At 66.6% G+C, this 26364-nt stretch carries 23 protein-coding genes; 16 read left to right on the forward strand and 7 right to left on the reverse strand.

The annotated features are described in order from the left end of the window. Positions 1-61 precede the first annotated feature (61 nt). Entirely contained in the window at positions 62-1900 is a 1839-nt protein-coding gene (locus tag U0025_RS02250) for a DUF885 domain-containing protein (RefSeq protein ID WP_004210951.1), read from the reverse strand. Between the two features lie 187 nt (positions 1901-2087). On the opposite strand from U0025_RS02250, the gene U0025_RS02255 reads away from it, so the two are divergent. From U0025_RS02255 to qhpE, 9 genes are all read left to right on the forward strand, one after another. Continuing rightward, positions 2088-2555, forward strand: coding sequence for a (2Fe-2S)-binding protein (locus U0025_RS02255; protein WP_004210954.1), 468 nt, complete (start codon positions 2088-2090; stop codon positions 2553-2555). After that, complete coding sequence (locus U0025_RS02260) at positions 2552-4735, forward strand: xanthine dehydrogenase family protein molybdopterin-binding subunit (protein ID WP_004210955.1); 2184 nt, start codon at positions 2552-2554, stop codon at positions 4733-4735. Before U0025_RS02255 ends, U0025_RS02260 begins: the two co-directional genes overlap by 4 nt. A 175-nt stretch (positions 4736-4910) precedes the next feature. Continuing rightward, positions 4911-6647 (forward strand): quinohemoprotein amine dehydrogenase subunit alpha, encoded by a 1737-nt coding sequence (peaA, locus tag U0025_RS02265; RefSeq protein WP_004210956.1) that lies wholly within the window; start codon positions 4911-4913, stop codon positions 6645-6647. Then, a complete protein-coding gene (gene peaB, locus U0025_RS02270; RefSeq protein ID WP_004210957.1) occupies positions 6644-8092 on the forward strand; it encodes a quinohemoprotein amine dehydrogenase maturation protein in 1449 nt (482 codons plus the stop codon). Before peaA ends, peaB begins: the two co-directional genes overlap by 4 nt. Beyond that, positions 8089-8469 carry a quinohemoprotein amine dehydrogenase subunit gamma gene (gene qhpC / locus U0025_RS02275; RefSeq protein WP_004210958.1) on the forward strand — a complete coding sequence of 127 codons (381 nt, stop codon included), beginning with the start codon at positions 8089-8091 and terminating at the stop codon, positions 8467-8469. The genes peaB and qhpC overlap by 4 nt, the downstream gene beginning before the upstream one ends. Before the next feature lie 8 nt (positions 8470-8477). After that, positions 8478-9569 (forward strand): YncE family protein, encoded by a 1092-nt coding sequence (locus U0025_RS02280; RefSeq protein ID WP_004210959.1) that lies wholly within the window; start codon positions 8478-8480, stop codon positions 9567-9569. Then, on the forward strand, positions 9566-10585 hold the full coding sequence (locus U0025_RS02285) for a hypothetical protein (RefSeq protein WP_004210960.1): 1020 nt from the start codon (positions 9566-9568) through the stop codon (positions 10583-10585). The genes U0025_RS02280 and U0025_RS02285 overlap by 4 nt, the downstream gene beginning before the upstream one ends. Then, a complete protein-coding gene (locus U0025_RS02290; RefSeq protein ID WP_004210961.1) occupies positions 10582-12282 on the forward strand; it encodes an ABC transporter ATP-binding protein in 1701 nt (566 codons plus the stop codon). Before U0025_RS02285 ends, U0025_RS02290 begins: the two co-directional genes overlap by 4 nt. Next, positions 12275-12949: a subtilisin-like serine protease QhpE gene (qhpE, locus tag U0025_RS02295; protein ID WP_004210962.1), complete on the forward strand. Its 675-nt coding sequence runs from the start codon at positions 12275-12277 to the stop codon at positions 12947-12949. The genes U0025_RS02290 and qhpE overlap by 8 nt, the downstream gene beginning before the upstream one ends. Here the strand turns inward: qhpE and U0025_RS02300 are convergent, their stop codons facing one another. The 5 genes from U0025_RS02300 to U0025_RS02320 all read right to left on the reverse strand — a co-directional run bounded on the left by U0025_RS02300 (position 12950) and on the right by U0025_RS02320 (position 19154). Further along, on the reverse strand, positions 12950-13702 hold the full coding sequence (locus U0025_RS02300) for a FadR/GntR family transcriptional regulator (protein WP_004210963.1): 753 nt from the start codon (positions 13700-13702) through the stop codon (positions 12950-12952). 16 nt (positions 13703-13718) lie between these two features. Beyond that, complete coding sequence (locus U0025_RS02305; RefSeq protein WP_004210964.1) at positions 13719-14642, reverse strand: Gfo/Idh/MocA family protein; 924 nt, start codon at positions 14640-14642, stop codon at positions 13719-13721. Further along, a complete protein-coding gene (araD1, locus tag U0025_RS02310; RefSeq protein WP_004210965.1) occupies positions 14639-15619 on the reverse strand; it encodes an AraD1 family protein in 981 nt (326 codons plus the stop codon). Before araD1 ends, U0025_RS02305 begins: the two co-directional genes overlap by 4 nt. After that, positions 15616-17193 (reverse strand): aldehyde dehydrogenase (NADP(+)), encoded by a 1578-nt coding sequence (locus U0025_RS02315; protein WP_004210966.1) that lies wholly within the window; start codon positions 17191-17193, stop codon positions 15616-15618. Before U0025_RS02315 ends, araD1 begins: the two co-directional genes overlap by 4 nt. Positions 17194-17351: 158 nt before the next feature. Then, the gene (locus tag U0025_RS02320; RefSeq protein ID WP_004210967.1) at positions 17352-19154 is read right to left on the reverse strand and encodes an IlvD/Edd family dehydratase; all 1803 of its coding nucleotides are present in this window, start codon (positions 19152-19154) and stop codon (positions 17352-17354) included. A 135-nt stretch (positions 19155-19289) separates the two neighbouring features. Between U0025_RS02320 and U0025_RS02325 the strand changes: the two genes are divergently transcribed. Then, positions 19290-20192: a 2-dehydro-3-deoxygalactonokinase gene (locus U0025_RS02325; RefSeq protein WP_004210968.1), complete on the forward strand. Its 903-nt coding sequence runs from the start codon at positions 19290-19292 to the stop codon at positions 20190-20192. 3 nt (positions 20193-20195) lie between these two features. Further along, a complete protein-coding gene (locus U0025_RS02330) occupies positions 20196-20828 on the forward strand; it encodes a 2-dehydro-3-deoxy-6-phosphogalactonate aldolase (RefSeq protein ID WP_004210969.1) in 633 nt (210 codons plus the stop codon). Positions 20829-20833: 5 nt separating this feature from the next. On the opposite strand, the gene U0025_RS02335 is transcribed toward U0025_RS02330, so the two are convergent. After that, complete coding sequence (locus U0025_RS02335) at positions 20834-22876, reverse strand: hybrid sensor histidine kinase/response regulator (RefSeq protein WP_004210970.1); 2043 nt, start codon at positions 22874-22876, stop codon at positions 20834-20836. A gap of 137 nt (positions 22877-23013) precedes the next feature. Between U0025_RS02335 and U0025_RS02340 the strand changes: the two genes are divergently transcribed. The 5 genes from U0025_RS02340 to rpsI all read left to right on the forward strand — a co-directional run bounded on the left by U0025_RS02340 (position 23014) and on the right by rpsI (position 26305). Continuing rightward, a complete protein-coding gene (locus U0025_RS02340) occupies positions 23014-24057 on the forward strand; it encodes a COX15/CtaA family protein (RefSeq protein WP_004210971.1) in 1044 nt (347 codons plus the stop codon). After that, a complete protein-coding gene (gene cutA / locus U0025_RS02345) occupies positions 24054-24371 on the forward strand; it encodes a divalent-cation tolerance protein CutA (RefSeq protein WP_004210972.1) in 318 nt (105 codons plus the stop codon). The genes U0025_RS02340 and cutA overlap by 4 nt, the downstream gene beginning before the upstream one ends. Further along, the gene (locus U0025_RS02350) at positions 24368-25159 is read left to right on the forward strand and encodes a hypothetical protein (RefSeq protein ID WP_004210973.1); all 792 of its coding nucleotides are present in this window, start codon (positions 24368-24370) and stop codon (positions 25157-25159) included. Before cutA ends, U0025_RS02350 begins: the two co-directional genes overlap by 4 nt. A gap of 130 nt (positions 25160-25289) precedes the next feature. Beyond that, a complete protein-coding gene (gene rplM, locus U0025_RS02355; protein ID WP_004210974.1) occupies positions 25290-25769 on the forward strand; it encodes a 50S ribosomal protein L13 in 480 nt (159 codons plus the stop codon). After that, positions 25769-26305: a 30S ribosomal protein S9 gene (gene rpsI, locus U0025_RS02360; RefSeq protein ID WP_004210975.1), complete on the forward strand. Its 537-nt coding sequence runs from the start codon at positions 25769-25771 to the stop codon at positions 26303-26305. The genes rplM and rpsI overlap by 1 nt, the downstream gene beginning before the upstream one ends. The last annotated feature ends 59 nt before the right edge of the window (positions 26306-26364 follow it).

The raw sequence follows: 26364 nt of genomic DNA on the forward strand, positions 1-26364 counted from the left end.
GCAGCGCCGTCTTCACCCGGCTTGCCTCCGCTGGCGGGACAAGCCGGGTGCGTAGGGCGGTTCAGCCCTTGGCCTTGGTCGCTGCGATATAGGCCTGGACCTGTTCGCCCAGCACGTCGAGCGGCAGGGCGCCATTGGCCAGCACCACTTCATGGAAGTCGCGAATGTCGAACTTCGCGCCCAGCGCCTGCTCGGCTTCCTTGCGCAACTGGGCGATGCGGATCTGGCCGATCATGTAGCTGGTCGCCTGGCCCGGATTGTTGATGTAGCGATCGACTTCCTTGACGATGTCGCGTTCCGACAGGGGCGCATTGTCGCGGAAATACTGGATCGCCTGCTCGCGCGTCCAGCGCTTGGCATGCATGCCGGTGTCGGTGACCAGCCGGATCGCGCGCCACATCTGCAGCGAGAGCATGCCGAATTCCGAATAGGGATCGCGATAGGCGCCCATTTCCTTGGCCAGGCGCTCGCTATAGAGGCCCCAGCCCTCGGTATAGGCGCCATAATAGCCGAAGCGGCGGAATTTGGGCAGGTCGGGCAGTTCCTGCGCGCGGGCGATCTGGAAATGATGGCCCGGCGCGCCTTCATGATGGGCGATCGCCGCTACCTGGGGCTTCTGCACCTGATTCATGTCGGCAAGGTTGACGTAGAAGATGCCGGGGCGTGATCCGTCGGGCGCGGGCTGGTTGTAGAAGGCGACCGAGGCGGTTTCCTGCCGCCAGGCCTCGACCGCGCGCACCTCCAGCTTCGCCTTGGGCAGGACGCGGAAGAAGCGCGGCGCGGCATCCATGGTCTGGGCGATGGCGGCGCGGGCGTCCGCCAGATAGGCTTCGCGGCCGGCGGCATCATTGGGATATTTGAACTTGGGATCGGTGCGCAGCGCCTGGAAGAAATCGGTCAGCGATCCGGCAAAGCCGATCCGCGCCTTCACCGCTTCCATCTCCGCGCGGATCGCCCCGACCTGATCGAGGCCGATCTGGTGGATCTGGTCGGCGTTGAGGCTGGTGGTGGTGTAGAAGGCGAGGCGGGCATTATAGTAGGCCTCGCCGTCCGGCAGGCTCCAGGCACCGTCATTGCCCTTGGCCTTGGGCTCGATCGCATCGAGCGTGGCGAACAGGGTCTGGAAACCCTTGGCGAAGGGGCCGGTCAACGCCGCCTGTGCGTCCGCGATCAGCTTCGCCTTCTCGGCATCCGATGCCTTGAGCGCGCCGACCTTCTTCTTGAAATCGGCGAAGAGGGTGGAGTCCGGTCCCTGATCGAAGGGCGCGCCGCTGATCACCTTCTTCGCGTCGGCGCGGGCGGGGGCGAACACCATTTTCGGCGGGACGATGCCCTGCGCCGCCTGGTCGCGCACCTTGGTCGCGACCTCGTTCATCACCCGCTCGCTGTCGCGCAGGCGGGCGATATAGGCCTGGGCATCCGCAACGCTGTCGACGCGATGTTCGTTGATCAGGAAGACCGGGATATTGCCGGCCGGGCTGCCATTGGTGGACACGGGGAAGGCATATTTGGCGAAGGGCGCCTGCTGCTTCGACGTCGCCACCTGCGCCTCGAACAGGCGATAGCTGAGCCGCGCCGAGGAGCCGAGCCGTTCGGGCGAGAAGCGGCGATGCAATTCGGCGAGCTGCTGTTCCTGCAGCGCCAGGCTGCGGGCGTCGGCCCGTTCGCTATAATCGTCCAGCTTGCCATAGTCGGTCTTGAGGCCAAGGCTGGTCATCGATTCTGGGCTGAGCGCCAGTTGCTGGTCGAACGCCTGGTCGAGGAAGGCGAGCAGTGCCTTGTCTTCCTGTGCAGTCGCCGATGCGGGTGCCGTGGTTGGGGACGCGGTTGGGGCTTGGGCCAGGATCGGGGCGGAGGCGCCGAGGGCAAGGAGCAGCGCGAGCGAGATACGGACGGTCATGGCAATTCCTGTCGCGAATGGGGATGGACAGGGAGAGACAGGCGCGCGGGCGCCAAGTCAAGCCGGGCCTTGCGCAAGGGGTTGTTTTCCGGGGCTTGGGCGGCCGCCCTTGAAGCCTCTGGACAGGCCGTGCCTTTCTGCCATCTATTTTGCGCGCGACAATCAAAGGTTGAGCAGGGGTAGGGCAATGGCGATCAGTCTCAAGGTCAATGGACAGACGCGCACGGTGGAGGCCGATCCGGCCAAGCCGCTGCTGTGGGCGCTGCGCGAGGATCTGGACATGGTCGGCACCAAGTTCGGTTGTGGCGCGGGGCTGTGCGGCGCCTGCACCGTGCATATCGACGGCAGCCCGGCGCGCGCCTGCCAGACGCCGATCGGCGAGGCGCAGGGCATGGCGATCACCACGATCGAGGCGGTGGCGCAGAGCGATGCGGGCAAGCGGATATCGGATGCCTGGGTCAAGCTGGACGTGCCGCAGTGCGGCTATTGCCAGGCCGGGCAGATCATGAGCGCGAGTGCGCTGCTGGCGACCACGCCCGACCCCAGTGACGAGGACATTGATGCGGCGATGATGGGCAATCTCTGCCGGTGCTCCACCTATGTCCGCATTCGCGCCGCGATCAAGGATGCGGCCAGGGCGGGAGCGAAGGCATGAACGCGCCGATCCTGTCGCGCCGCCGCTTCCTGAGCGCTTCGCTGGTGGCGGGCGGCGGCTTGCTTTTCGACCTTAACATTCCGCTGGCGGGCGCGGCCGAGGGCGCGCCGCAGATATTGACCGCCTTCGTGCGCATCCTGCCCGACAATCGCGTCGTCATCGGCGCGAAAAATGCCGAGATCGGGCAGGGCGCCAAGACCATGCTGCCGATGCTGATTGCCGAGGAACTGGATGTCGACTGGGCGCAGGTGACGATCGAGCAGACCCATGCGGACCAGAAGATATTCGGCGGGCAGACGGCCGGGGGCAGTCGCACGACGCCGCGCGAGTGGCTGCCGACGCGCAAGGCTGGTGCCGCCGCGCGCGCGATGCTGGTCGCGGCGGCGGCGCAGCTATGGGGCGTGGCGCCCGCGACGCTGAAGACCGGCAGCGGAAAGGTGAGCGATCCCGCGTCGGGCAAGAGCATCAGCTATGCCGCGCTCGCCGCCGCTGCCGCGCAGCAGCCGGCGCCCGATCCGGCGACATTGAAGCTGAAAGACCCGAAGGATTTCCGCATCATCGGCCAGTCGATCGGCGGCGTGGATACGCCTGCGATCGTGGCGGGCAAGCCGCTGTTCGGGATCGATTTCAAGCTGCCCGGCATGCTCTATGCCGTGCTGGAAACCTGCCCGGCCTTTGGCGGCACGTTCCAATCGGCCAATCTGGACGCAGTGAAGGCACTGCCCGGCGTGGCCCATGTGCTGACGATCAAGGGCGACGGGACGCCGGAATCCTTGTTCGACGGCGTCGCGATCCTGTCGTCAAGCTGGTGGAGCGCCAACCAGGCGCGCGAGGCACTGAAGGTCGAGTGGGACATGAGCGCCGTCAGCGGCTTTTCGACCGAGGGCTATGCCGCGCAGGCGGCCGAACGGCTGAAGGGCAAGGCGGACGGGGATATCGTCCGCGCCGGCGATGTGGATGCCGCCTTTGCTACGGCGGCGAAGACGGTCAGTGCGGAATATGATTATCCCTTCCTGGCGCATGGCACGCTGGAGCCGCAGAATTGCACCGCTTTGTTCAAGGATGGCGCGATCGAGATCTGGGCGCCGACGCAGAATCCGGAAAGCGGGCGCGGGCTGGTGGCCAAGGCGCTGAACCTGCCGCCGGACAAGATCCGCATCAATTTCACCCGCATCGGCGGCGGTTTCGGCCGGCGGCTGATGAACGACTATATGGTGCAGGCGGCGGCGATCGCGGCGCAATTGCCGGGCGTGCCGGTGAAGCTGCTCTATAACCGGCAGCAGGATATGCAGCGCGATTTCTATCGCCCGGCCGGCTGGCATGGCTTTCGTGCGGCGCTGGACAAGACGGGCAAGCTGACCGCCTTCCACGATCATTTCGTGACCTTCGGCAAGGATAGCAAGCCGGTGCGGTCGGCCGAGATGCCGGCGACCGAAATCCCCGCCGGCCTGATCGACACGGTGCTGCTGGAACAGAGTTTCCTCAGCTCCAACATGCCGACCGGCTGGCTGCGCGCGCCCGGCTCCAATGCGCTGGCCTTCGTCACCCAGGCTTTCCTGGACGAAGTGGCGCAGGCGGCGGGCAAGGATCTGCCGACTTTGATGCTGGAACTGCTGGGCGAACCGCGCGAATTGCCGCGTGGTCCCAATGCGCAGCCCTTCGTCACCGGCCGCGCCAGGGGCGTGATCGAGAAGGTGGTGGCGATGAGCGGCTGGGCCGATCGCGGGAAATTGCCCAAGGGGCGGGGCAAGGGCTTTGCCTTTTACTACAGCCATATGGGCTATTTCGCCGAGGTGCTGGAGGTGGCGCTGGTCGATGGCATGCCGAAGGTCGCGACCGTGTGGGTCGCGGGCGATGTCGGCAGTCAGATCATCAACCCGATGAATGCGCTGCACCAGGCGCAGGGGTCGGTGATCGAGGGGCTGGGCCAGGCGCTGGCCGGGCAGAAGATCACGCAGGTGGCGGGCGCGGTGGAGCAGGCCAATTTCGACACCCATCCGCTGCAGCGCATCCCCGATACGCCGCAGATCATCGTCGAGTTCGTGAAGACCGATTATCCGCCGACCGGCATGGGCGAGCCGGCACTGCCGCCGGTGATCCCGGCGCTGGTCAACGCGCTGCACGCCGCGACCGGCAAGCGCATCCGCACCCTGCCGATCGTGCCGGAGATGTTCGCCTGAACCCTGTTTCCCAACCCCTCTTTACTTGGCCTGAAAAATCTTGATGATCGTCAAGAATCTGATGGCGGATCGACATGGCGTCATCCGTCATGCCGGTCAGAGGGGCGAAAAAGCCCCCGCCTGAGATTGGGCCGCGTCCAGGGCAAAAGACCGGACGCCAAAGGGGGACATCAGGGTGAAGCAGCTTCCGGTGAAGTTCGGTCTGTTGGCGTTGCTCTCCGCATCGGTTGTGCTGGCCCAAGGGGGTAGCGGGGCGGATGGCGGTTCCGACGGCGCCACGATGAAGGAGACGGAGGAGGGCATCCCCGTCACCGATCCGCTGGTCCAGGAAAAATGCGGCAGCTGTCATGCGCCCGATGCCAAGGGCAACCTGTCCCGCATCAGTTGGGTGCGCACCACGCCGGAGGGCTGGGCGCAGGCGATCAAGCGGATGGTGCGCCTCAATGGCCTCCCCATCACCCCCGAGGAATCGCGCGCGGTCATCAAGTCGCTCTCTGCCTCGCACGGGCTGGCGCCGGAGGAGGCGCGGCCGGTCATGTATCTGCCCGAAAAGCGGATCATCGACGAAGTGCTGCCCAACGAGACGATGCGCGGCGCCTGCGCCAGCTGCCATGCCTTTGCCCAGCCCCTGTCCTGGCGCCGGTCGAAACTGGAATGGAAGACGCTGCAGGATCTGCACGTCGCCCTCTATTCGCAGGCCGACGCCCAATATCGCCGCCCAGCCGAGGATAGCGAGCAGCCCGCCGGCCGCGACCCCAAGGACAAGATGACGCGCGGCGAATATGCGCTGACCTATCTCCCCAAGGTGGCGGGGCTGCATACGCCCGAATGGGCCGCCTGGAGCTCGCGCCTGCGCGCGCCGCGGCTGGCGGGTGACTGGCTGGTGGTGGCGTCGGTGCCGGGGCAGGGCCGCTTCGTCGGCACGATCACGGTGGCGCCGGGCGCGGCGGCCGACGAGTTCAAGACCAGCGCGTCGCTCACCTCACTAAGCAATGGCGCGACCATCAGCCGCAGCGGCACCGGCCTTGTCTATTCCGGCTATAGCTGGCGCGGCTTGTCCAGGGGCGGCGCGGCGCCGGGCAAGCCCGATGATCTGGGCAGCCCGGCGCGCGAGACGATGTGGTTCGCACCCGACCAGCAGCGCGCCGAAGGGCGCTGGTTCTGGGGCGAATATCAGGAATTCGGCTATGACGTGAAACTGGTCCGCGCGACCGCCGCGCCCGCGATCCTGGCGGTGACGCCGGGCGCGGTGAAGGCCGGAGCGAAGGGCGTCGATGTCACCATCTGGGGCCATAATCTGCCCGCCTCGCTGACGGCGGCGGACGTCGACCTGGGCGCGGGTGTCACCGTCGCCAGGGTCGTGTCGGCGACGCCGGGCAAGGCGGTGCTGAGCGTCGATGTCACAGATGGTGCGGCGGCTGGCCAGCGCGATGTCGGCATTGGCGGCGCGGTGCTGGAGAAGGCGTTCCCGGTCTATCGCAAGGTCGATTATCTCAAGGTCACGCCGGAAACGAGCCTGGCGCGGCTGGGCGGCACCAAGTTCGCCAAGGGCTATCAGCAGTATGAGGCGATCGGTTACGATAATGGCCTGGATGGCAAGCCCAGCACCGGCGACGACGTCGCGATCGGCCCGGTCGACGCGACCTGGTCGATGCAGGAATTCATGTCGGTCTATTATGATGATGACATGAAATATGTAGGCGCGTTGAGCCCCACCGCCTTCTTCACGCCGGGGCTGGAAGGCCCCAATCCCGAACGCCGGTTCAGCCGCAACAATTATGGCGAGGTCTGGGTCGTCGCCACGGCGAAGGCGGAAAAGGACAAGTTCGGCAAGCCCCTGAGCGCCCGGTCCTATCTGGTCGTGACCGTGCCCATGTATCAGCGCTTCGACCAGCCGGAGGTGTCGCGATGACCGTCATGCAGGCCCCCGCCTATCGCCGCGCCGAATATCATGGCTTTGCCGCCGGCGGCAGCGACTTCGTCTATCTGGTGAGCGCCGGTGCGATCTTCGAGATTGATGCGCAGGTGCAGGCGGTGCTGGACCGGCTTGATGGACAGGAGCTGAGCCATGCCGCGCTGGTCCGCGAACTGGCGGGCGAGGAAGGCGACCTGGCCGAGGCGGAGGCGCTGGTGCGGGAATTGCGCGCGGTGCAGCTCATCCATCTGGGCGCGGCGCCGGTATCCGTGCCTGAAGCGCCGCCGGCCGATTTCCCGCTCCAGGCGCTGGTGCTCAACATCACCAACCAGTGCAACCTTGCCTGCACCTATTGCTATGAGTTTGGGGCGGACAAGATCGCGACCCCGGCGGGCAAGCCCAAATATATGACGCTGGAAACGGCGAAGGCATCGGTCGACCTGCTGATTGCCGAGGCGGCCCATCGCCCGTCGGTCCACATCACCTTCTTCGGCGGCGAAACCTTGATGAATTTCAAGCTTCTGCGCGATGTGGTGGATTATGCCAATGGCGCGACGGCGGCAGCGGGCAAGGGCATCACCTACAGCCTGACCACCAATGCGACCTTGCTGACGCCGGAGATCGTCACCTTCCTGTCGGACAATCGGGTCGGCGTCACCGTGTCGATGGACGGCCCGCCGGAGTTGCAGGACAAGCATCGCGTCTACAAGAATGGCAAGGGCAGCTATGCGGTGATCGAGCCGCGGCTGCGCACGCTGATCGCCCATCATCGTACCCGTGCCGTCACTGCCCGCGTCACCCTGACCGAGGGCGTCACCGATGTCGTGCGCATCTTCCGGCATCTGAAGGATGATCTGGGCTTTCACGAAGTCGGTTTCGCGCCGGTGACCACGGGGGAGACGCGGGCCTATTCGATCGATGCCGACGGCATGGACTACGTGCTGGCGGAGTTCAACCTGCTGGCGCGCGAATGGCTGGAAAATGCGCTGCGTGGGCAGGTCCATGGCTTCACCAATGTCAGCGAGACGATCAGCGAGCTGATCTCGGGCGTCAACAAATCGCATCCCTGCGGCGCGGGCATGGGGCTGATGGGGGTCAGCCCGTCGGGCGATCTGTCGCCCTGCCACCGCTTCACCGACGCCGACACCCATGTGATGGGCCATGTGTCGAGTGGCATCGACCGGGCCAAGCAGGGCGATTTCCTGAGCCGGGGCCATGTCGGCGCCAAATATGATTGCCAGAGCTGCTGGGCGCGGCCGCTCTGCGCCGGGGGCTGCCATCATGAGGCGTTCGTCCGCTATGGCGACACCGGCCATGCCAATCTCCATTATTGCGACTGGATCCGGCAATGGACCGACACCTGCCTGCATATCTATGGCGAGCTGGCGGTGAAGAACCCCGGCTTTCTGGAGCATTTCGCTGAACGAAAGGGGCTGTCATGAAGCATCTTCGTGCCATCAACAAAAAGGCGCGGCGGATCGACGACGCCGTGACGCAGATGGAGGCGGCGATCGAGGCCGCCGCTGCGTCTGGCACCACGCCATCCGACATGGAGGAGGATGTCGTCGCCCTGCAACAGGCGCCGCGTCCGCATGTGCCGATGGGCTGTACCCTGTCCTTCTCGCCCGGCTGGGAAGTGGATGCGGGCGGCGGCACGGCGGGCCTGTGCCAGCCGGTCGAGCGCGACATCTATGACTGCTACGTCACCTGCTTCTGGCCGGTGCAGGTGCCCGACCATGTGAATTATTCGCCCGACTGGGCCAGCAACTGCGCCACCGCGACCAAGGACTGGCGCAATCTCGACCTGGTATTCCCATGAGGCGCGCGATGCAGAAAATCCGCTTTGTCCTGGCGGCGGGGCTTGCCGCGCTGGCGACCATCCCCACCCATGCGGCGACCCTGTTCATGGGCGCCTATCCCGACGTTCTGCTGGTCTTTGACGAGGGCAAGGGCGCGGTCACGCAGAAGATCAAGCTGGATACCGGCCTGCCGACCGCCATGTCCCTGTCGGACGATGGCAAGCGCATCTATGTGTCGACCATCACCACCAGCGGGATCGAGGTGATCGACGCCGCCAGCCGGCAGGTGGTGAGCAAGTTCAGCCTGAATGACGGGCTGAACAAGGTGCGCTTCTATGGTGGTGTGGCGGACCCGGCAGGCCGCTATTTCTATACGATTGTCACCAAGATCGACAAGGAAATGGACCGCTACAAGGTCAGCAAGCCGCTTTATGGCGTGGTTGACCTGAAGCTCGGCAAGCTGGTGCGCACCGCCGAGATCGAGAAGGAGGATGAAAAGGCGATCGGCGGCTTTCGCGTCGCCTTCAAGGTGTCGGGCGATGGCAAATATCTCTATGCCTTTGGCGAGAAGGTGATCGTCATCGACACCGCGACATTGAAGGCCACCGACCGCATCGACCTCGCCCGGCCCGAAGGCACGGGGCTGGAGAATGTGGGTTTTGGCGGATCGCTCGAAACGCTGCGGACGCCTGGTCAATATGTGTCGCTGTTCAACGCGGCCGACCCCTATATCCACAGCAAGATGTTCGGCCTCGCCCGGTTCGATCTCAACAGCCGCCAGTTCGACTTCACCCCGATCGGCCCGGCGCCGGCCGCCATGGCGGGCCTGGAAATCACGCCAGACGGCAAGCAGGCCTATACCGTCGTGACCAACGGCACGCTGGGATCGAAGCGCTGCGAATTCTGGCACATGGACCTTTCCACCAACGCGGTGGTCGACAAGGCGGAGTTCCCCTGCCGATCGCGCTTCCGCTTCGGCATGTCGATGGATGGGGCGAAGCTCTATATCTACGGCGCCAGCTTCGACATCGAAGTCTATGACGCGAAGACGCTGAAGCTGGAAGCCACCTGGGATCTGGGCAATGACGCGACCGGCGCCGGCATGGTGGCGGTGCCGTGACCCGGCCCGGCCGTCCCGACACTCCGATGGCCGTGGCCATCCGGGGCAGCGGGATGGCCGCCAATGCCTGCGCGCATCTGCTGAAAGGGGCGGGGCTTCGGGTCGGACAGGAGCCCGCCCATCGCCCGCCGGTGCCCAGCCTGTTGCTGAGCGAGGCGGCGCTGGCCTTGATGCGCGACCTGTTTGCGCGGCCGGACCTGTTTGCCGATGCGCCGCGCGTGCGTCGTCGGCTGGTCGTCTGGGGCGGCGCGCCGGTGACGGTGCCGCATGAGGCTGCGCTGGCATCGGAAGCGATGGTGCAGGCCGCGTTGGCGGTGGCGGAGGAAGCGCCGATGGCCGCGCCCGATTTCACCATCCACGCCGCGCCGCCGCTGCCGATGGGCGAACTGCACGTCTTTGGTGAGCGCCATGCCGTCGCTGCCCGCGTGCGGCTGCGCGACCTGGCCTGCCGTGAGGAAGGCCGGGTCGAGGCGGTCGAGAGCGGCTGGCTGTTCCTGGTCCCGGCGGACGGGGAGGAGGGGTGGTTGCTGGGTGTCGGTGGCGAAATCGACGCGCTGCTGGCGCAGAGCCGGCTGATCGCGCCCGTGGTCGATCCGATCGGCGGATCGTCGCGCCCCTTTCTCGCCGCGCCGCGCCTGCATCTGCCGCTGGTCGGCGACGACTGGCTGGCCTGTGGCACGGCGGCGATCGGCTTCGATCCGATCTGCGGCGACGGCACCGCCCAGTCGGTGCGCGAGGCGATATTGGCGAATGCGGTGCTGACGGGCATCGCGGAAGGCGGCGACCGGGGCGCGCTGCTCGGCCATTATCAGGCGATGCTGATCGCGGCGATGCGCCGGCACCTGCTGCTGTGTGCCCAATTTTACGCCGATGGCGGGCAGGGCGACTGGTGGCGGGCGCAGCATGAGGCGCTGATGCAGGGGCATCACTGGTGTACACGGCTGCTGGCGACACTGCCCGAGCCGCAATATGCGCTGCATGGCTTGCGGCTGGTGCCACGGCGGGCGGCGGCATGAGCGCGCCTGCGCCTGTCGCCGAATGGCGCAGCTATCGCCGGCTGCTGCCCTATATCCGGCCCTATCTGCGCGGGCTGCTGCTGGTGCTGGCGATCAGTGTGCTGTCGACCGCGCTGGGGCTGGCGCAGCCCTATCTGTCCAAGCTGATGATCGACCAGGCGCTGCTGCGGCGGGACATGGGCGCGCTGTGGCGGATTGCCGGCATCATGATTACGGTCACGATACTGGGTTTCGGCGTCAACATCCTCGCGAGCTATCGCTATGTCCGGCTGTCGGCGGCGATGCTCTATGACATGCGCGCCGCGCTGCTGCGCCATCTCCAGACGCTCTCGCCGCGCTTCTATGCCAGCTTCCGGCTGGGCGATCTCGTTTCGCGCATGAACAGCGATGTGAGCGACGTGCAACGGATCGCGTCCGACACCCTGCTCTCGGTGGTCAGTAACCTGCTCTTCTTCATCGGCTGCGTCGCGATGATGCTCTGGCTCGACTGGCGGCTGTTCCTGGTCGGGGTGCTGTTGGTGCCGGCCAGCCTGATGACCTTCACTTATTATCAGCGGCGGCTGACCGCGCTGACCCGCGACATGCGCGAGCGGGGTGCGGATCTGGGTAGCCTGCTGGTCGATACGGTGATGGGCATGCGCGTCGTCACCGCATTGCGCGCCGGCGAGCATGAGGTCGGCCGCTTCAAGGCGAAGAATGACGCCTTTGTCGGCGCGATGCTGCGGATGCAGGTCGCCTCCTACATGACCGGGGCGCTGCCCGGCACGCTGATGACCGGGGCGACCTCCGCCGTGATCCTCTATGGTGGCTGGCGGATCATCGAGGGCGACATGAGCATCGGCACGCTCGTCGCCTTCATGACCTATCATATGCGGCTGCTGTCGCCGATCCAGACGCTGATGGGGCTGACGTCGGGCCTTGCCTCAGCGCGGGTGTCGCTGGGCCGCATCTTCGAGCTGTTCGATACGAGGCCCGATGTCGAGGAGCGCGCCGATGCCACGCCGATCGGCCGGGTGCGCGGCGAAATCCGCTTCGAGCAGGTGGCGATGCGCTATGATCGCGATCCGGTGCTGCGGGACATGGACCTGGCCATCCCCGCCGGCAGCATCTGCGCGATCCTGGGGCCAAGCGGCGTCGGCAAGTCGACCATGGCCGACCTGATGGTGCGCCATGCCGATCCGACCGGCGGGCGCATCCTGCTCGAAGGGCATGATCTGCGCGACCTGCGGCTCGACGATCTGCGGCGCGAGGTGATGCTGGTCGACCAGTCGCCCTGGCTGTTCAACGACAGTATCGCCGCCAATATCGGCTTTGCCCTGCCGGATGTGCGGACCGCGGATATCGAGGCCGCCGCCCATGCCGCCGGGCTGGATGCGTTCCTGGCGCGCCTGCCCGAGGGGCTGGGCACCCGCACCGGCGAGCGCGGGCTGGCGCTGTCGGCGGGCGAGCGGCAGCGTATCGTCATCGCCCGCGCGCTGCTGCGCCGGCCATCGGTGCTGATCCTGGACGAGCCGACATCGGCGCTGGATGGCGAGACCGAGGCACTGGTGGCGCAACGGCTGCGCGGTGCGCTGCCCGATGCGACGATCATCCTCATCACCCACAAGCCGACGCTGGCGCGGATCGCCGACCGGATCGTGACGATCACCGACGGGCAGGCGCAGGTGGCGCAACAGCCTGAGCCGGCTCATGCCTGATCTGCTGCCTGATCCGCTGCGCATCGCCGTGATCGACAGCGGCGTCCATCCCGATCATCCCCATATCGATGCCGCCCGGCTGCTGCCCGGCTATGCCATCGCCAGGGATGGGCGTGACAGCGAAGCTGACACAGGCGACCGGCTTGGTCATGGCACCGCCGTTATCGCAGCGATCCAGGATCAGGCGCCCGATGCGCTCTGCCTGCCGATCCGGGTCTTCCATGATGCGTTCAGCACCACGGCGCGGGCGCTGGTCGCGGCGATCGACCGGGCGGTGGCGGCGCGGGTGGACCTCATCAACCTCAGCCTTGGCACCATCAATCCGGCCCATGGCGAGGCATTCGCGGCAGCGGCCGAACGGGCGTTGGCGGCCGGCATCCTGATCGTCGCGGCGCGCGATAATGACGGAACGCCCTGCTATCCCGGTAGTCTGGATATGGTCTTAGGCGTCGGCCTAGACTGGGAGTGTCCGCGCGACGATTTTCGGCTGCGGGCGGGGCTGGCTTTCGCGTCGGGCCATCCCCGGCCGATCCCCGGCGTGCCCCAGCGTCGCAACCTCCATGGTGTCAGTTTCGCTGTCGCCAACATGACTGGCCTGATCGCGCAGCAGGGGCGGGCGGGGCTGGCCCGCTGGATGCCGGCCGGCGCCCGCGCAGAGGCCGGTTGATCAGGCGCCCGGTTCGCTGAGCGCAATATCCATGTCGGCAAAGGCCAGGCGCAGCAGTTCGGCCATGGCGTTGCGCGCGGCGGCGGTGTCACGCGCGGCGATGGCGCGATGCACCGCCTGATGATCAGGCAGGGGATCGCGCGGCAACAGCTTCTTGCGATGCTTGAAGGTGGTGGTCCAGCTTACCGCCGCGCCGACCGAACTGGCCAGTGCTTCCAGCGCGTCATTATGGGTCGCGGCGAGGATGGCATTGTGGAAACGCTGGTCGGCGGCGCGCCCCTCCGGCGTGGACAGGCCATAGCGTTCCATCTCGGCGAGCGCCGCGTCCATGATCGCCAGTTGATCGTCGGTGCGGCGGCGCGCGGCAAATTCGGCGGCGGCCGGCTCGATCACGCCGCGCAGCTCGAACAGGTCGCGGATGAAGGCGCGGTCGGGTTCGCCGGCGAACATCCAGGCGAGCATTTCGGGGTCGAGCACGTTCCAGCGCGCGCGCGGCAGGACGCGGGTGCCGGCCTTGGGGCGGCTTTCCAGCATGCCCTTGGCGATCAGGATGCGGATCGCCTCGCGATAGGCGGTGCGCGATACGCCAAGCCGTTCGGATGCCTCGATCTCGCCCTCGAACAGGTCGCCGGGCTTGTGCCTGCCGGTCAGGATGGCGGTGCCCATGTCGCGGGCGATCGCCTGGTGAATGCGGAGCGAGCCTTCGTCCGACGCGAACTTGCGTTCCGGTCCGTCCTTGCGCTCGCTCCCCATTCTACCTCCGTTGAATTTAGTCCTCAAAATCAGCCGTAGGGCAATGCCGGCCACAAAGGAAGGCATCGGCCACCAGGCGCAGCGGCGCGGTGTCGGCATCGATCGCCTTGTTGGCCACCAGCCCGACGAAGCGCCGATACATGGTCGGATATTCCTCGTCCGGTGCCTTCAACTGGACTTCGCCGTCCAGCGTCAGCGTGTTGCCGCCTTCGGACAGGAGCAGCCTGCCATTGCTGGTTTCGACCGCGATGTCCCAGGTCTGGGGACCGGTCTGGCGCCAGTCGAACACGGTGTCGATCGGCGCGCCCGAAGCGGTTGCCATCGCCAGCGTAGCGCCGATCGGCGCCTGCTTGTTGGACGGCACTTCCAGTTCGGCCGACAGCAGCGTGATCGGCTCGGCGACGATTTCGGTCAGGATCGACAGGGCGTTGATGCCCGGATCGAACACGCCGAAGCCGCCCGCTTCCCAGATCCAGGGCTGGCCCGGATGCCAGTGACGGACATCCTCGCGCCATTGGATCGAGATGCGCTCGATCGTGCGCGACGCCATCCAGTCCTTGGCCTGGGCGACGGCGGCGGCATAGCGGCTGTGCCAGCTGGCATAGAGGGTGACGCCCTTGGCCTTGGCCAGGGCGATCAGCGCGTCCACTTCCGACACGGTCGCGCCGGGCGGCTTTTCCAGGAAGACATGCTTGCCGGCCAGGATCGCCTGACGGGCCGCCTGATAGCGGACCTGCGGCGGCTGGCACAGGATGACAGCATCCATGTCGGGCTCGCCCGCCAGCATTGCGCCGAGATCGGGATAGTTGTTCACCCCTTCGCCCTGCGCGTTGCGGCTGGCGACGGCGACCAGATCGATGCCGTCGATCTTGGCGATCGCGGGCAGATGCTGGTCGCGGGCGATCTTGCCCAGGCCTACGAGGCCGGCCTTGATGCTCATAGCGCCTTTACCTTGGTCTTGCCGTCGTCCGCTGCGCGCGTGAGGCCATTGCGGACCGGCAGGGTGAAGGGCTTGGCCTCGACCTCGAACACATCGCCTTCCTGGGTGGCGAAGCCATCGGAGAAGGAGAGGGTGGCGGTGCCGAAGAAATGGACATGAATGTCGCCGGGGCGGCGGAACAGACCATATTTGAAATGATGATGTTCCAGGTTCGCGATCGTGTGCGACATGTTGGTCTCACCCGACAGGAACGGCTTTTCCCAGACGGTTTCGCCATTGCGGACGATGCGGCTGGTGCCGCGCAGATCCTGCGGCAGGTCGCCCAGCAGCAGTTCCGGGCCGAGCGAGGCCTGGCGCAGCTTGGAGTGGGCGAGCCACAGATAATTGCCGCGTTCGGTGATGTGATCGGAAAATTCATTGCCGATCGCAAAGCCCAGACGCACCGGCGTGCCGTCGGCGTCGATCAGGTAGATGCCGGCAACTTCGGGTTCCTCGCCACCATCCTCGGCAAAGGCCGGCATGGTGAAGTCCTGACCCGGATCGACCAGGATCTGGCCGTCGCCCTTGTAGAACCATTCAGGCTGCGCGCCGATGCCGTCATCGGCGGGCTTGCCGCCCTCGACGCCCATCAGGAACATGCGCATGGAGTCGGTGAGGTCACCCGAGGTGGCGGCCTTGTGCATCTTGTCGCGGCCTTCGGCCGAGCCAAGATGGGTCAGCCCGGTGCCGGCGACCAGCAGATGCGCCGCATCCTCATGGTCGATCGGCGACAGCAGGGCGACGGTGGACAGGTCCACCGCATCGCCCAGCTTGCCTGCCGCAAAGGCGGCCAGGCCCTGGCCCGCCGCGATCGCGTCCAGCGCCAGCTGGCGGGTGGAGCTTGCGCCCGTCACCCGCTTCGCCGCGCCGGTCTGGTCGAGGGCAGCGACGCCACGCGCGCCACCCTCGTTGAACTGAACCAGCGAAATGACGGTCACTGCGCCAGCTCCAGCTTGCCTTCCATGCGGCGGTTGAGCTTCCAGGGGTTGGCCGCCTGCAGCGCCGGCGGCAGCACGGCGTCGACGACATCCTGATAGCAGACCGGACGCAGGAAGCGCATCATGGCCAGCGTGCCGACCGAGGTGGTGCGGCCGTCCGAGGTCGACGGGAAGGGACCACCATGGACCATGGCATGGGTCACTTCGACGCCGGTCGGCCAGCCATTGGCGAGCACGCGGCCGACCTTGCGCGACAGCGTCGGCAGCAGCTTGGCGGCATTGTCATTGTCGCTTTCGTCCATCTGCAGCGTGGCGGTCAGCTGACCTTCCATCTGGGCGACGGTGGTGATCACTTCCTCGATCGTGGCGCACTTCACCAGGATCGACGAGGAACCGAACACTTCATGCGACAGCGCCGGGTTGGTGCGGAACTGTTCGCCGCTGGTGGCGAACAGGGCCGACTGGGCCAGGTTCACGCCTTCGGCTTCGGCGCCGCGCGCCACGGTGGTGACGCCTTCCGCGCCGGCCAGCGCCGCGACGCCCTTTTCATAGGCGGCGTGGATGCCCGGCGTCAGCATGACATGGGGCTGATTGGCCGACAGGGCCGTTGCCGCCGAAGCGACGAAACGGTCGAGATCGGGGCTGTCGAGCGCGATCACCATGCCGGGGTTGGTGCAGAACTGGCCAGCGAACAGGCTGAGCGAACCGACGAAGGCGGTGCCCAGCGCTTCGGCGCGGGCCGCGAGGGCGCCCGGCAGCAGCACGACCGGGTTGATCGACGACATTTCCGAATAGACCGGGATCGGCTCTTCGCGGTTGGCGGCGATCTTCATCAGCGCAATGCCGCCGCCGCGCGAACCGGTGAAGCCGACCGCCTTGATGCGGGGATCGGCGACCAGCGCGCCGCCCAGATCATTGGTGGTGCCGGGCAGGTAGGAGAAGACGCCTTCATGCAGGCCGCTGGCCTTGACCGCAGCGGCGATGGCGCGGGCGACCAGTTCGCCGGTGCCGGGGTGAGCCGGGTGGCCCTTCACGACGACCGGGCAGCCGGCGGCGAAGGCCGATGCGGTGTCACCACCCGCGACCGAGAAGGCGAGCGGGAAGTTGGACGCGCCGAACACGGCGACCGGGCCGACGGCATGGTTGACGCGGCGCAGGTCGCTGCGCGGCAGCGGGGTGCGTTCCGGCAGCGCCTTGTCGATGGTGACGTCGAGCCAGTCGCCCTGGCGGACATAGGAAGCGAACAGGCGCAGCTGGCCGACGGTGCGGCCACGCTCGCCCTCCAGGCGGCCACGCGGCAGGCCGGTTTCGCTCATGGCGGTGGTGATCAGCAGGTCGCCGATTTCCATGATCTGGTCGGCCACGGCTTCCAGGAAGGCCGCGCGGGTTTCGGGAGACAGGGTCGAGAAGCCCTCGAACGCGCTGTCGGCCAGCGCGCAGGCGTCGGCGACATCGGCGGTCGAGGCGTTGTGGAAGGCGACGTCGCCCTTCGCACCGGTCGACGGATCGACCGCGAAGAAGGGCTCACCACCGGTGCGCTCGGCAGCACCGACCAGAATGGCTCCGTTGAACATGGATATCTCCCGAAATGTCGTGGAAAGGGGGTAATATTTGCCGGAACGGCGCGTCTGTCAGATGGGGACGAGGGGACGCAATTTCGAGCATCGCTGCACGGAAATTACGTCCTGTTGCCTCCTTTGAATGACGCGCCGTTTACCGGATCAATGCCAAATCAGTGATTGTCGCGCGGCAGGCCCATGGTCTGGGCGATGCGCTGATATTTCTCCGCGCCTTCCAGGATCGCGCCGGTGTTCATCTGACCGACGACAGACCGCTGGATTTCCTGCCAGGGGGTCTGTGAGGCGGGGTACTTATAGCCACCTTCGGCGATCAGCTTGGCGCGGCGGGCTTCCAGTTCCTCGTCGGAGATCAGCACGTTCACCACGCCGGCCTTCAGGTCCATGCGGACGCGGTCGCCGGTTTCCAGCAGGGCGAGACCACCCATCGCCGCCGCTTCGGGCGAAGCGTTGAGGATCGAGGGGCTGCCCGAAGTGCCCGACTGACGGCCATCGCCGATGCAGGGCAGGGCGGACACGCCTTCGGTGATCAGATAGGCCGGCGGACGCATGTTCACGACCTCGGCCGCGCCCGGATAGCCGATCGGGCCGGCGCCACGCATGAACAGCAAAGTGTCGGCGGTGATGCCGACCGACGGATCGTCGATGCGGTGATGATAGTCTTCCGGACCGTCGAACACGACCGCCGGGCCTTCAAAGGCTTCGGGATCGTCCGGGTTCGAAAGGTAGCGCATGCGGAATTCTTCGCTGATGACGCTGGTCTTCATGACCGCTTCGTCGAACAGGTTGCCGGTCAGCACCAGGAAGCCGGCTTCCTGCTTGAGCGGCTGGCCGAAGGGACGGATGACCTTTTCATCCTCGATCTCCACGCCCTTGCAATTTTCGCCCATGGTCTTGCCATTGACGGTCATCGCGCCTTCCTTGATCAGGCCCTGGTCGATCAGCTGGCTGATGACGGCGGGCAGGCCGCCGGCGCGGTAATAATCCTCGCCCAGATATTCGCCGGCCGGCTGCATGTTGACCAGCAGCGGCACCTTGTGACCGACGGTTTCCCAATCCTTGAGCGGCAGGTCGACGCCCATGTGGCGGGCGATGGCGGCCAGGTGGATCGGCGCGTTGGTCGAACCGCCGATCGCCGAGTTGGCGACGATGGCGTTGTGGAAGGCGTCGAGCGTCATGACGTCGGAGGGCTTCAGGTCCTCATGCACCATTTCGACAATGCGCTTGCCGGTGCGGTAGGCGGCTTCCTGACGGTCGCGATAGGGGGCGGGGATCGCCGCGCTGCCCGGCAGCATCATGCCCAGCGCTTCGGCGAGCGCGTTCATGGTGCTGGCGGTGCCCATGGTGTTGCAGAAGCCGGTCGAGGGAGCCGACGAGGCGACCAGCTTGATGAAGCCTTCATCGTCGATCTTGCCGGCGGCCAGCAGCTGGCGGCCATGCCACACGATCGTGCCCGAACCGGTGCGCTCGCCCTTGTGCCAGCCATTGAGCATCGGGCCGACCGACAAAGCGATCGCCGGGATGTTGACGGTGGCGGCGGCCATCAGCAGCGCCGGGGTGGTCTTGTCGCAGCCGCTGGTCAGGATCACGCCGTCGAGCGGATAGCCATACATGGCTTCGACCAGGCCCAGATAGGCGAGGTTGCGGTCAAGGCCGGCGGTTGGGCGCTTGCCGGTTTCCTGGATCGGGTGGACCGGGAATTCGAGTGCGATGCCGCCCATTTCGCGAATGCCTTCGCGCATGCGCTCGGCGAGCACGAGGTGGTGGCGGTTGCAGGGCGACAGGTCGCTGCCGGTCTGGGCGATGCCGATGATCGGCTTGCCGCTGCGCAGTTCCTCAAGGCTGAGGCCGAAGTTCAGGTAGCGCTCCAGATAGAGCGAGGTCATGTCGATATTGTCTGGGTTGTCGAACCAGGCGCGGCTACGCAGCTTGGGAGTAGGCTTGGACGAATCGCTCATGTGGGCATCCTGACACTTTGAAAAGGCTTGGCACGTTGACGCGCTTGCTTCTCCGATATACTCAGACAAATAACTTTTCAAGGATGCAAAGAGAGGGAAAGTGCGGTTGAACGCGAAAAATCGGGCGGATCATCGATGAGCGACTATGCAGTGATCGGTGACTGGGGGACCAGCAATCTGCGGCTGTTCCGGGTGGAAGCGGGGCGGATCGTGGCGCGCCGCGACGGGCCGGGCATCGGCGTGGTAGGCCGCGAGGCGGAAGCCGCCTTTGCCGAGACGATCGCCCCCTGGCTGGAGGACGGCCTGCCGACATCGATCCGCCTGTGCGGCATGGTCGGCGCGCGCGACGGCTGGGTCGAGGCACCCTATGCCGATTGTCCCGCCGATGCCGATAGCTGGGCAGAGGTTGCCGTGCGCTTCGACTGGCGCGGCGCGCCGCTGGCGATCATGGCGGGCCTGGCCTGCACCGACGCCGACGGCATTGCTGATGTGATGCGCGGCGAGGAGGCCCAGATTTTCGGCGCGATGGCGCTCGATCCCCGGCTCGCCACCGGCCGTCACCTGATCGTGCTGCCCGGCACCCACAGCAAATGGACGCTGGTGGAGGATGGCCGGGTGATCCGCTTTCGCACCGTGCCGACCGGCGAACTGTTTGCGCTGCTGCGCGATCGTTCGACGCTCAGCCCCAATATCGCCGCCGCCGACGCCGATCCGGCGGAGGAAGCGGCCGGTTTCGCCGAAGGGCTGGAGCGGGCCGGCGCGGGGCGGCTGCTGGCCTCCCTGTTTGCGGCGCGGGCGATGCGGCTGCGCGCCGGGCGCTCGGCCGACTGGGCGCTGGGCTATCTGTCGGGCCTCGTCATCGGCTGCGAGATCGCCGAAGCGCGCGCCGCTTTGGCGGGCGACACCGGCGTCGTCTTGATTGGTGACGCGCGGCTTTCGGATCGCTATGCCCGTGCCCTCGATGCGCAGGGCATCGCTTCGCAATCGCTGGACGGCGACGCCTGTGCGCGGGCTGGCCTTGGCTTTCTGGAGAACTGACCGATGATCCTCGACGACCTGCTGGCCGACGGCGCACCGCCGATCGCCGCCATTTTGCGTGGCGTGAAGCCTGAAGAGGCGCTCGATATCGCCGCCGCCCTGGTGGAAGCCGGCATCCGCGTGATCGAGGTGCCGTTCAATTCGCCCGAGCCGCTGGTCAGCATCGCCGCGATGCAGCAGGCCTTTGGCGATCGCGCGCTGATCGGCGGCGGCACGGTGTTGACGGTCGAGGCGGTCGAGGCGCTGGCGGGGGCGGGCGGCCGCATCATGGTGACGCCGAACACGGTGCCGGACGTTATCGCACGCGGCGCCGAACTCGGCCTTGAACTGCTGCCCGGCTTCATGACACCGAGCGAGGCGTTCCGCGCGGTCGAGGCCGGCGCGCGCCGGGTGAAGCTGTTTCCCGCCGCCCAGCTTGGCCCGGCCTATGTCAAGGCGGTCAAGGATGTGCTGCCCAAGCATGTTGGCGTCTGGGCCGTGGGCGGCACCGGCGCGGACACGATCGGCGACTGGCTCGCCGGTGGCTGTGAAGGGATCGGCGTGGGCGGCGCGCTCTATCGTCCGGGCGACGATGCGCTGACCGTGCGCGAACGGGCGGTCGATCTGGTCGCCGCCTGGCAGCGCGCCAAGGGCTGACCTTTTTACTGGGCCGGGCTTTCCACCCGGTCCAGCATATCGCGGATCTTCTCGCCCAGCGCCCTGTAGGTGAAGGGCTTGGTCAGCAGTTCGACCCCCGGATCGAGCCGGCCATGATGGATGATCGCGTTGCGGGCATAGCCGGTGGTAAACAACACGCGTAGCCCCGGCTGCTTCGCCTTGGCGGCGCGGGCAATGTCTGCCCCGGTCATGCCACCGGGCAGCACCACGTCGGTGAACAGCAGGTCGATCGGCTCCGCCGCCGCGTCCAGTGCGGCCAGCGCAGTCGGGCCATCGCCCGCCTCGATCACGCGATAGCCCAGGTCGCGCAGCACCTCGACCGAATAGGCGCGGACATTCTCGTCATCCTCGCACACCAGGATCACCTCCTGCCCGGCCTGCGGACAGGGCGGGGGCGGGGGCGGGGCCTGCACGATCTCCTCGGCCACTGGCAGCAGGCCATGATAGCGCGGCAGGTAGATTTTCACCGTCGTGCCATGGCCAGTCTCCGAATAGACCCGGACATGGCCGCCCGACTGCTTGACGAAGCCATAGACCATCGACAGGCCAAGGCCGGTGCCGCGTCCGACATCCTTGGTGGTGAAGAAGGGTTCGATCGCGTGGGACAGCGTGTCGGCGTCCATGCCCATGCCGGTGTCCGACACGCAGATCAGCACATATTGGCCGGGCGTGATTTCCTGTTCGGTCGCGGCATAATGGCTGTCGAGATGGGTGTTGGCGACCTCGATCGTCAGCTTGCCGCCCTGCGGCATCGCGTCGCGCGCATTGACCGCCAGGTTGAGCAGCGCATTTTCCATCTGGTTGACGTCGATCTCGACCGGCCAGACCCGCGGGCTCTGCACCGTTTCCACCTCGATCATCTCGCCCAGCGTCCGGTGCAGCAGGTCCGACATGCCGGCGATCAGCCGGTTGGGATCGACCCGGTCGGGGGCCAGGGGCTGGCGGCGGGAAAAGGCGAGCAGCCGCTGGGTCAGTATCGCCGCCCGTTCGGCCCCGGCCATGGCATTGTCGGCGGCGCGGCGCAGGCGCGGCTGGTCGTCGGGCAGGGCGCGTTGCAGCAGGTCCAGATTGCCGGTGACGATCTGCAGCAGATTGTTGAAGTCATGCGCGACGCCGCCGGTGAGCTGGCCCAGCGTCTCCATCTTCTGCGCCTGGCGCAGCGCGGCTTCGGTTTCGGCCAGGGCCTGGGCGTCGGCGCGATGCCGGGTCACGTCGCGGGCGACGCAATAGATGAGGTCGCCCTCGGGCACGGCGGTCCAGCTGAAGATGCGATAATCGCCCCGCTTGGTGCGGAACCGGTTTTCGAACCGGATGGTCGGATGGCCGTCGGCCAGATCCTGCACCTCGCCGCGCGTCCGCTTCACATCGTCGGGATGCTCCATCCATTCCGATGTGCGGCCGATCAGTTCCTCCTGCGACCAGCCCAATATGTCGGTCCAGGCGGGGCTGGCGGACAGCCAGATCCCCTCGCTGTCGGCGATCAGGAACGGGTCACGCGCCAGTGCCCAGAGGCGGTTGCGGTCGGCGCGCGCCTCGCGCTCGGCCAGCACGCGCACCGTGGTTTCGCTGACGATGCACAGCACGCCGCCGATCGATCCATCCAGTTCGAACACCGGCGAATAGGAAATGTCGAAGAAGACCTCCTCGCCGCGTCCGCCGTCACGTTCGATATAGAAGGGGCGGTCCTTGGCATGGAAGGTTTCGCCCGTGTCCCGCACCGATTGCAGCAGCGGGCCAAGATCATCCCACAGCTCGGCCCAGCCTTCGCGGGCCGGGCGGCCAAGCACGCGCGGATGCTTGTCGCCGATCGTGGGGGCATAGGCTTCATTATAGAGGGCGCAATAATCCGGCCCCCAGAACAGCACGATCTCCGCGCGCGACGACAGCATCAGCCGCACCGTCGAGACGAGCGATGGCGACCAGTCCGACGCTGGCCCCAGAGGCGACGACCCGTCGATCGTCGCGGTCAGGGCGCCCATCGGCCCCTGTTCGGCGATCATGTCGGCAATGTCCCTCTGCTGGCTCATCATAACCCTGTCGTTGCAATGCGTTGGTGGGAGACGCCCGTGCGCCGATTTGTATCCCCCGGCGATGGCAGCCCCATGACCTTTTGTCCCAGTCCGTGCCTCTTGAATAGGGGGCGGCATGGGCGCATGGACCGGGCATGACACGTTCTTCCCCGACCGCGTTCAGCGCGGCTCCGCGTCCCGTCGCCATTGCCCGCTGGCTGCTCATCGTGGCGGCGCTGGTCTTCTGCATGGTGGTGGTAGGCGGCATCACGCGCCTTACCGAATCCGGCCTGTCGATCACCCAGTGGAAGCCGATCACCGGCGCGATCCCGCCCTTGACCCACGACCAGTGGATGGATGCGTTTCGCGACTATCAGCAGATCCCCGAATATAAGGAGATCAACAAGGGCATGAGCCTCGCCGCCTTCCAGTTCATCTTCTTCTGGGAATGGCTGCACCGGCTGCTCGGCCGCCTGATCGGCGTCGCTTTTGCCCTGCCACTGATCTGGTTCGCGGCGCGGCGGGCGATCCCGGCCGGCTATGGCTGGCGCCTGGTCGCGCTGCTGGCGCTGGGCGGGCTGCAGGGCGCGATTGGCTGGTGGATGGTGAAGTCGGGTCTGTCGGTGCGCACCGATGTCAGCCATTATCGGCTGGCGGTGCATCTGCTGACCGCGCTCTTCATCATCGGCGGGCTGATCTGGACTGCGCTCGACCTGCTGGCGCTGGCGCGCAATCCCTATGCCCGGCCCGCCGCGTTGCAGCCCTTTGCGCTGGCGACCCTGCTGGTGCTGCTGGTCCAGCTGATGTTCGGCGCCTTCACCGCCGGCCTCGACGCCGGCTATGTCTCCAGCACCTGGCCGCTGATGAACGACCATCTGGTGCCCGAAGGGATCATGTGGCTCGGTTCGCTCTGGGCGACCGTCTCCAGCGATCCCTATCTGGTCCATTTCATCCACCGCTGGTGGGCGTGGGTGGCGGCGGCGATGCTGATCATCCTGGCGCGCAAGGCCAAGGCGGCGGGCCATCGCGGCGCGTCGATCGCGATCAACGCGGCGGTCGGTACGCAGGTGCTGCTGGGCATCGCCACCGTCATCAGCGGCATCGCGCTGCCGCTGGCCGTGCTGCACCAAGCGGTCGGTGCGCTGGTGGTGGCCTCGGCCGCCTGGGGCGCCCATGCCGTGGGATCGCGCCGGGCATGAGCGGGGTCGTGCTGGTCTACAGCCTGTTCGGATCGGCCGAGCGGGCGCGTGCCGTCGCCCGCACGCTGGTCGAGGAGAGGCTGGCCGCCTGCGCCAATATCCTTGGTCCCTGCACCTCCATCTATGAATGGCAGGGCAAGGTGGAGGAAGGCGCCGAAGTCCCGGTCCTGTTCAAGGCCAGCGCCGACCGGCGCGCCGCGCTGATGGCCCGGATCGCGCAGCTGCACGATTATGATGTGCCGGCGATCCTGGCGCTGCCGGTCGATGCCGCCCATCCGCTCTTCGCCACCTGGGTCGCGGAGCAACTGGCATGAAGCGAGGGATCGCCTTCCTGTCGCTGGCGCTCGCGTCGCCGGCACTGGCCGCCCCGGTCGCGATCGGCTTCGCGCCGCCGACCGGGCAGGATCTGCTCTATCGCATCGAACAGCATCGGCCGGTCGACGGGCGCGACAGCCTGTTTCGTGCCGACCGGGTCCTGCGGTTCGAGAAGGTGGGGGATGGCTATATCCTGCATGTCACGCTGCGCAGCCTGGACAGCGATGCGCCCGGTGCGGGGGCGGACGCCTATCGCGCGGCCCTCTCGCCGCTGATCGGGGTGGAGCATCGCTTCCGCCTCGATGCCCATGGCAAGATTGTAAGCCTCGACAATATCGATGATGTCCGCGCGGCGATGGAAAAGGCGCTCAATGCCATGGTGGCAAAGGCGCCGGAGGGCAGTGCGGGGCAGCGCACGGCGAAGAATGTCCTGACCCTGCTCGACGGGCTGACGCCCGAAGGGCGGCTGGCGCTGCTGTCGGGCGAGGTGCAGCCATTGCTGCTGTTCGTTGACAGCGAAGTTGACGATGCCAGGCCGCGTGGCGTGCGCACCATGGCCGGCCCGCCGCTGGGGCGCGCCGTCGCGGTGGAGGGTGATTCCGTCCTTGCTGCCCATGACGGCAACCGCCTGACCTTGCAGGAGGATCTGCAGGGGGAGGGCGCCCATGTCGCGATGCGCTATATCGTGTCGGCGCAGACGGGACTGGTCGATGCGCAGGAGCGCACCCTGACCCTGGGCGCCCAGACGCTGACCGAAAAGCGGAGCCTGACCGCTGCCGGCAAGTGAGTGGTATTATTTTACCCGTCGTGAAAGCCGCCGAATCTCTTGACTTGTCGGCCCCCAAACGTCATTAGCGCCCATCTTCCGGCGACCCCAGGGTAGCTGGTTCACTGTTCATTCTTGGAGAATTGGCACCATGAAGGCGCTGATGAAGACCACCAAGCCGGCAACCCCGGCAACGGTCGAAAAGAAGTGGATCCTGATCGACGCCGAAGGGCTGGTCGTGGGTCGTCTCGCTTCGACTGTGGCGAATATCCTGCGCGGCAAGCACAAGCCGAGCTTCACCCCCCATGTCGATTGCGGTGACAATGTCATCATCATCAACGCGGGCAAGGTCAAGTTCACCGGCCGCAAGCTGACCGACAAGGTTTACTACAAGCACACCGGTTATGCCGGCGGCATCAAGGAAACCACCCCCCAGAAGATCCTGGAAGGTCGTTTCCCCGAGCGCGTCCTGGAAAAGGCCGTCGAGCGTATGATCCCCCGTGGTCCGCTGGGCCGCCAGCAGATGCGCAACCTGCGCATCTTCGCCGGCACCGAGCATCCGCATGAAGCCCAGAACCCCGAAGTGCTCGACTTCGCGTCGCGCAACCGCAAGAACAAGGTGGGTGCATAATGTCCGATAACCGTCAGTCCCTGTCCGACCTCGCGTCGCTGGCCACTGCCGCTCCTGCCGCTGCCCCGGCTGCCGTCGAAGGCGAAGCGCCCGTCGCTGCCGCGCCGGTCCAGCCCTCGGCTCCGCTGCGCGCCCAGGAAATCGACGGCCTCGGCCGCGCCTATGCCACCGGCCGCCGCAAGGACGCCGTGGCCCGCGTGTGGGTGAAGCCCGGCACCGGCAAGATCACGGTCAACGGCCGTGACCAGGAAGTCTATTTCGCTCGCCCGACCCTGCGTCTGGTCATCAACCAGCCCTTCGGCGTCACCGACCGTGAAGGTCAGTATGACGTGATCGCCACCGTCAAGGGCGGCGGTCTGTCGGGCCAGGCCGGTGCGGTCAAGCACGGCATCGCCCAGGCTCTGTCGAAGTATGAGCCGGCGCTGCGCAGCGCGGTCAAGGCCGAAGGCTTCCTGACCCGCGACAGCCGCGTCGTCGAGCGTAAGAAGTACGGCAAGGCCAAGGCCCGCCGCAGCTTCCAGTTCTCGAAGCGCTAATCCGCTTCGCGACTGCCGCGAATTTCGAGAAGGGGCCGGTTTTCCGGCCCCTTTTTCTT

This window comes from Sphingobium yanoikuyae (assembly GCF_034424525.1).
GTDB classification, from domain to species: Bacteria; Pseudomonadota; Alphaproteobacteria; order Sphingomonadales; family Sphingomonadaceae; genus Sphingobium; species Sphingobium yanoikuyae.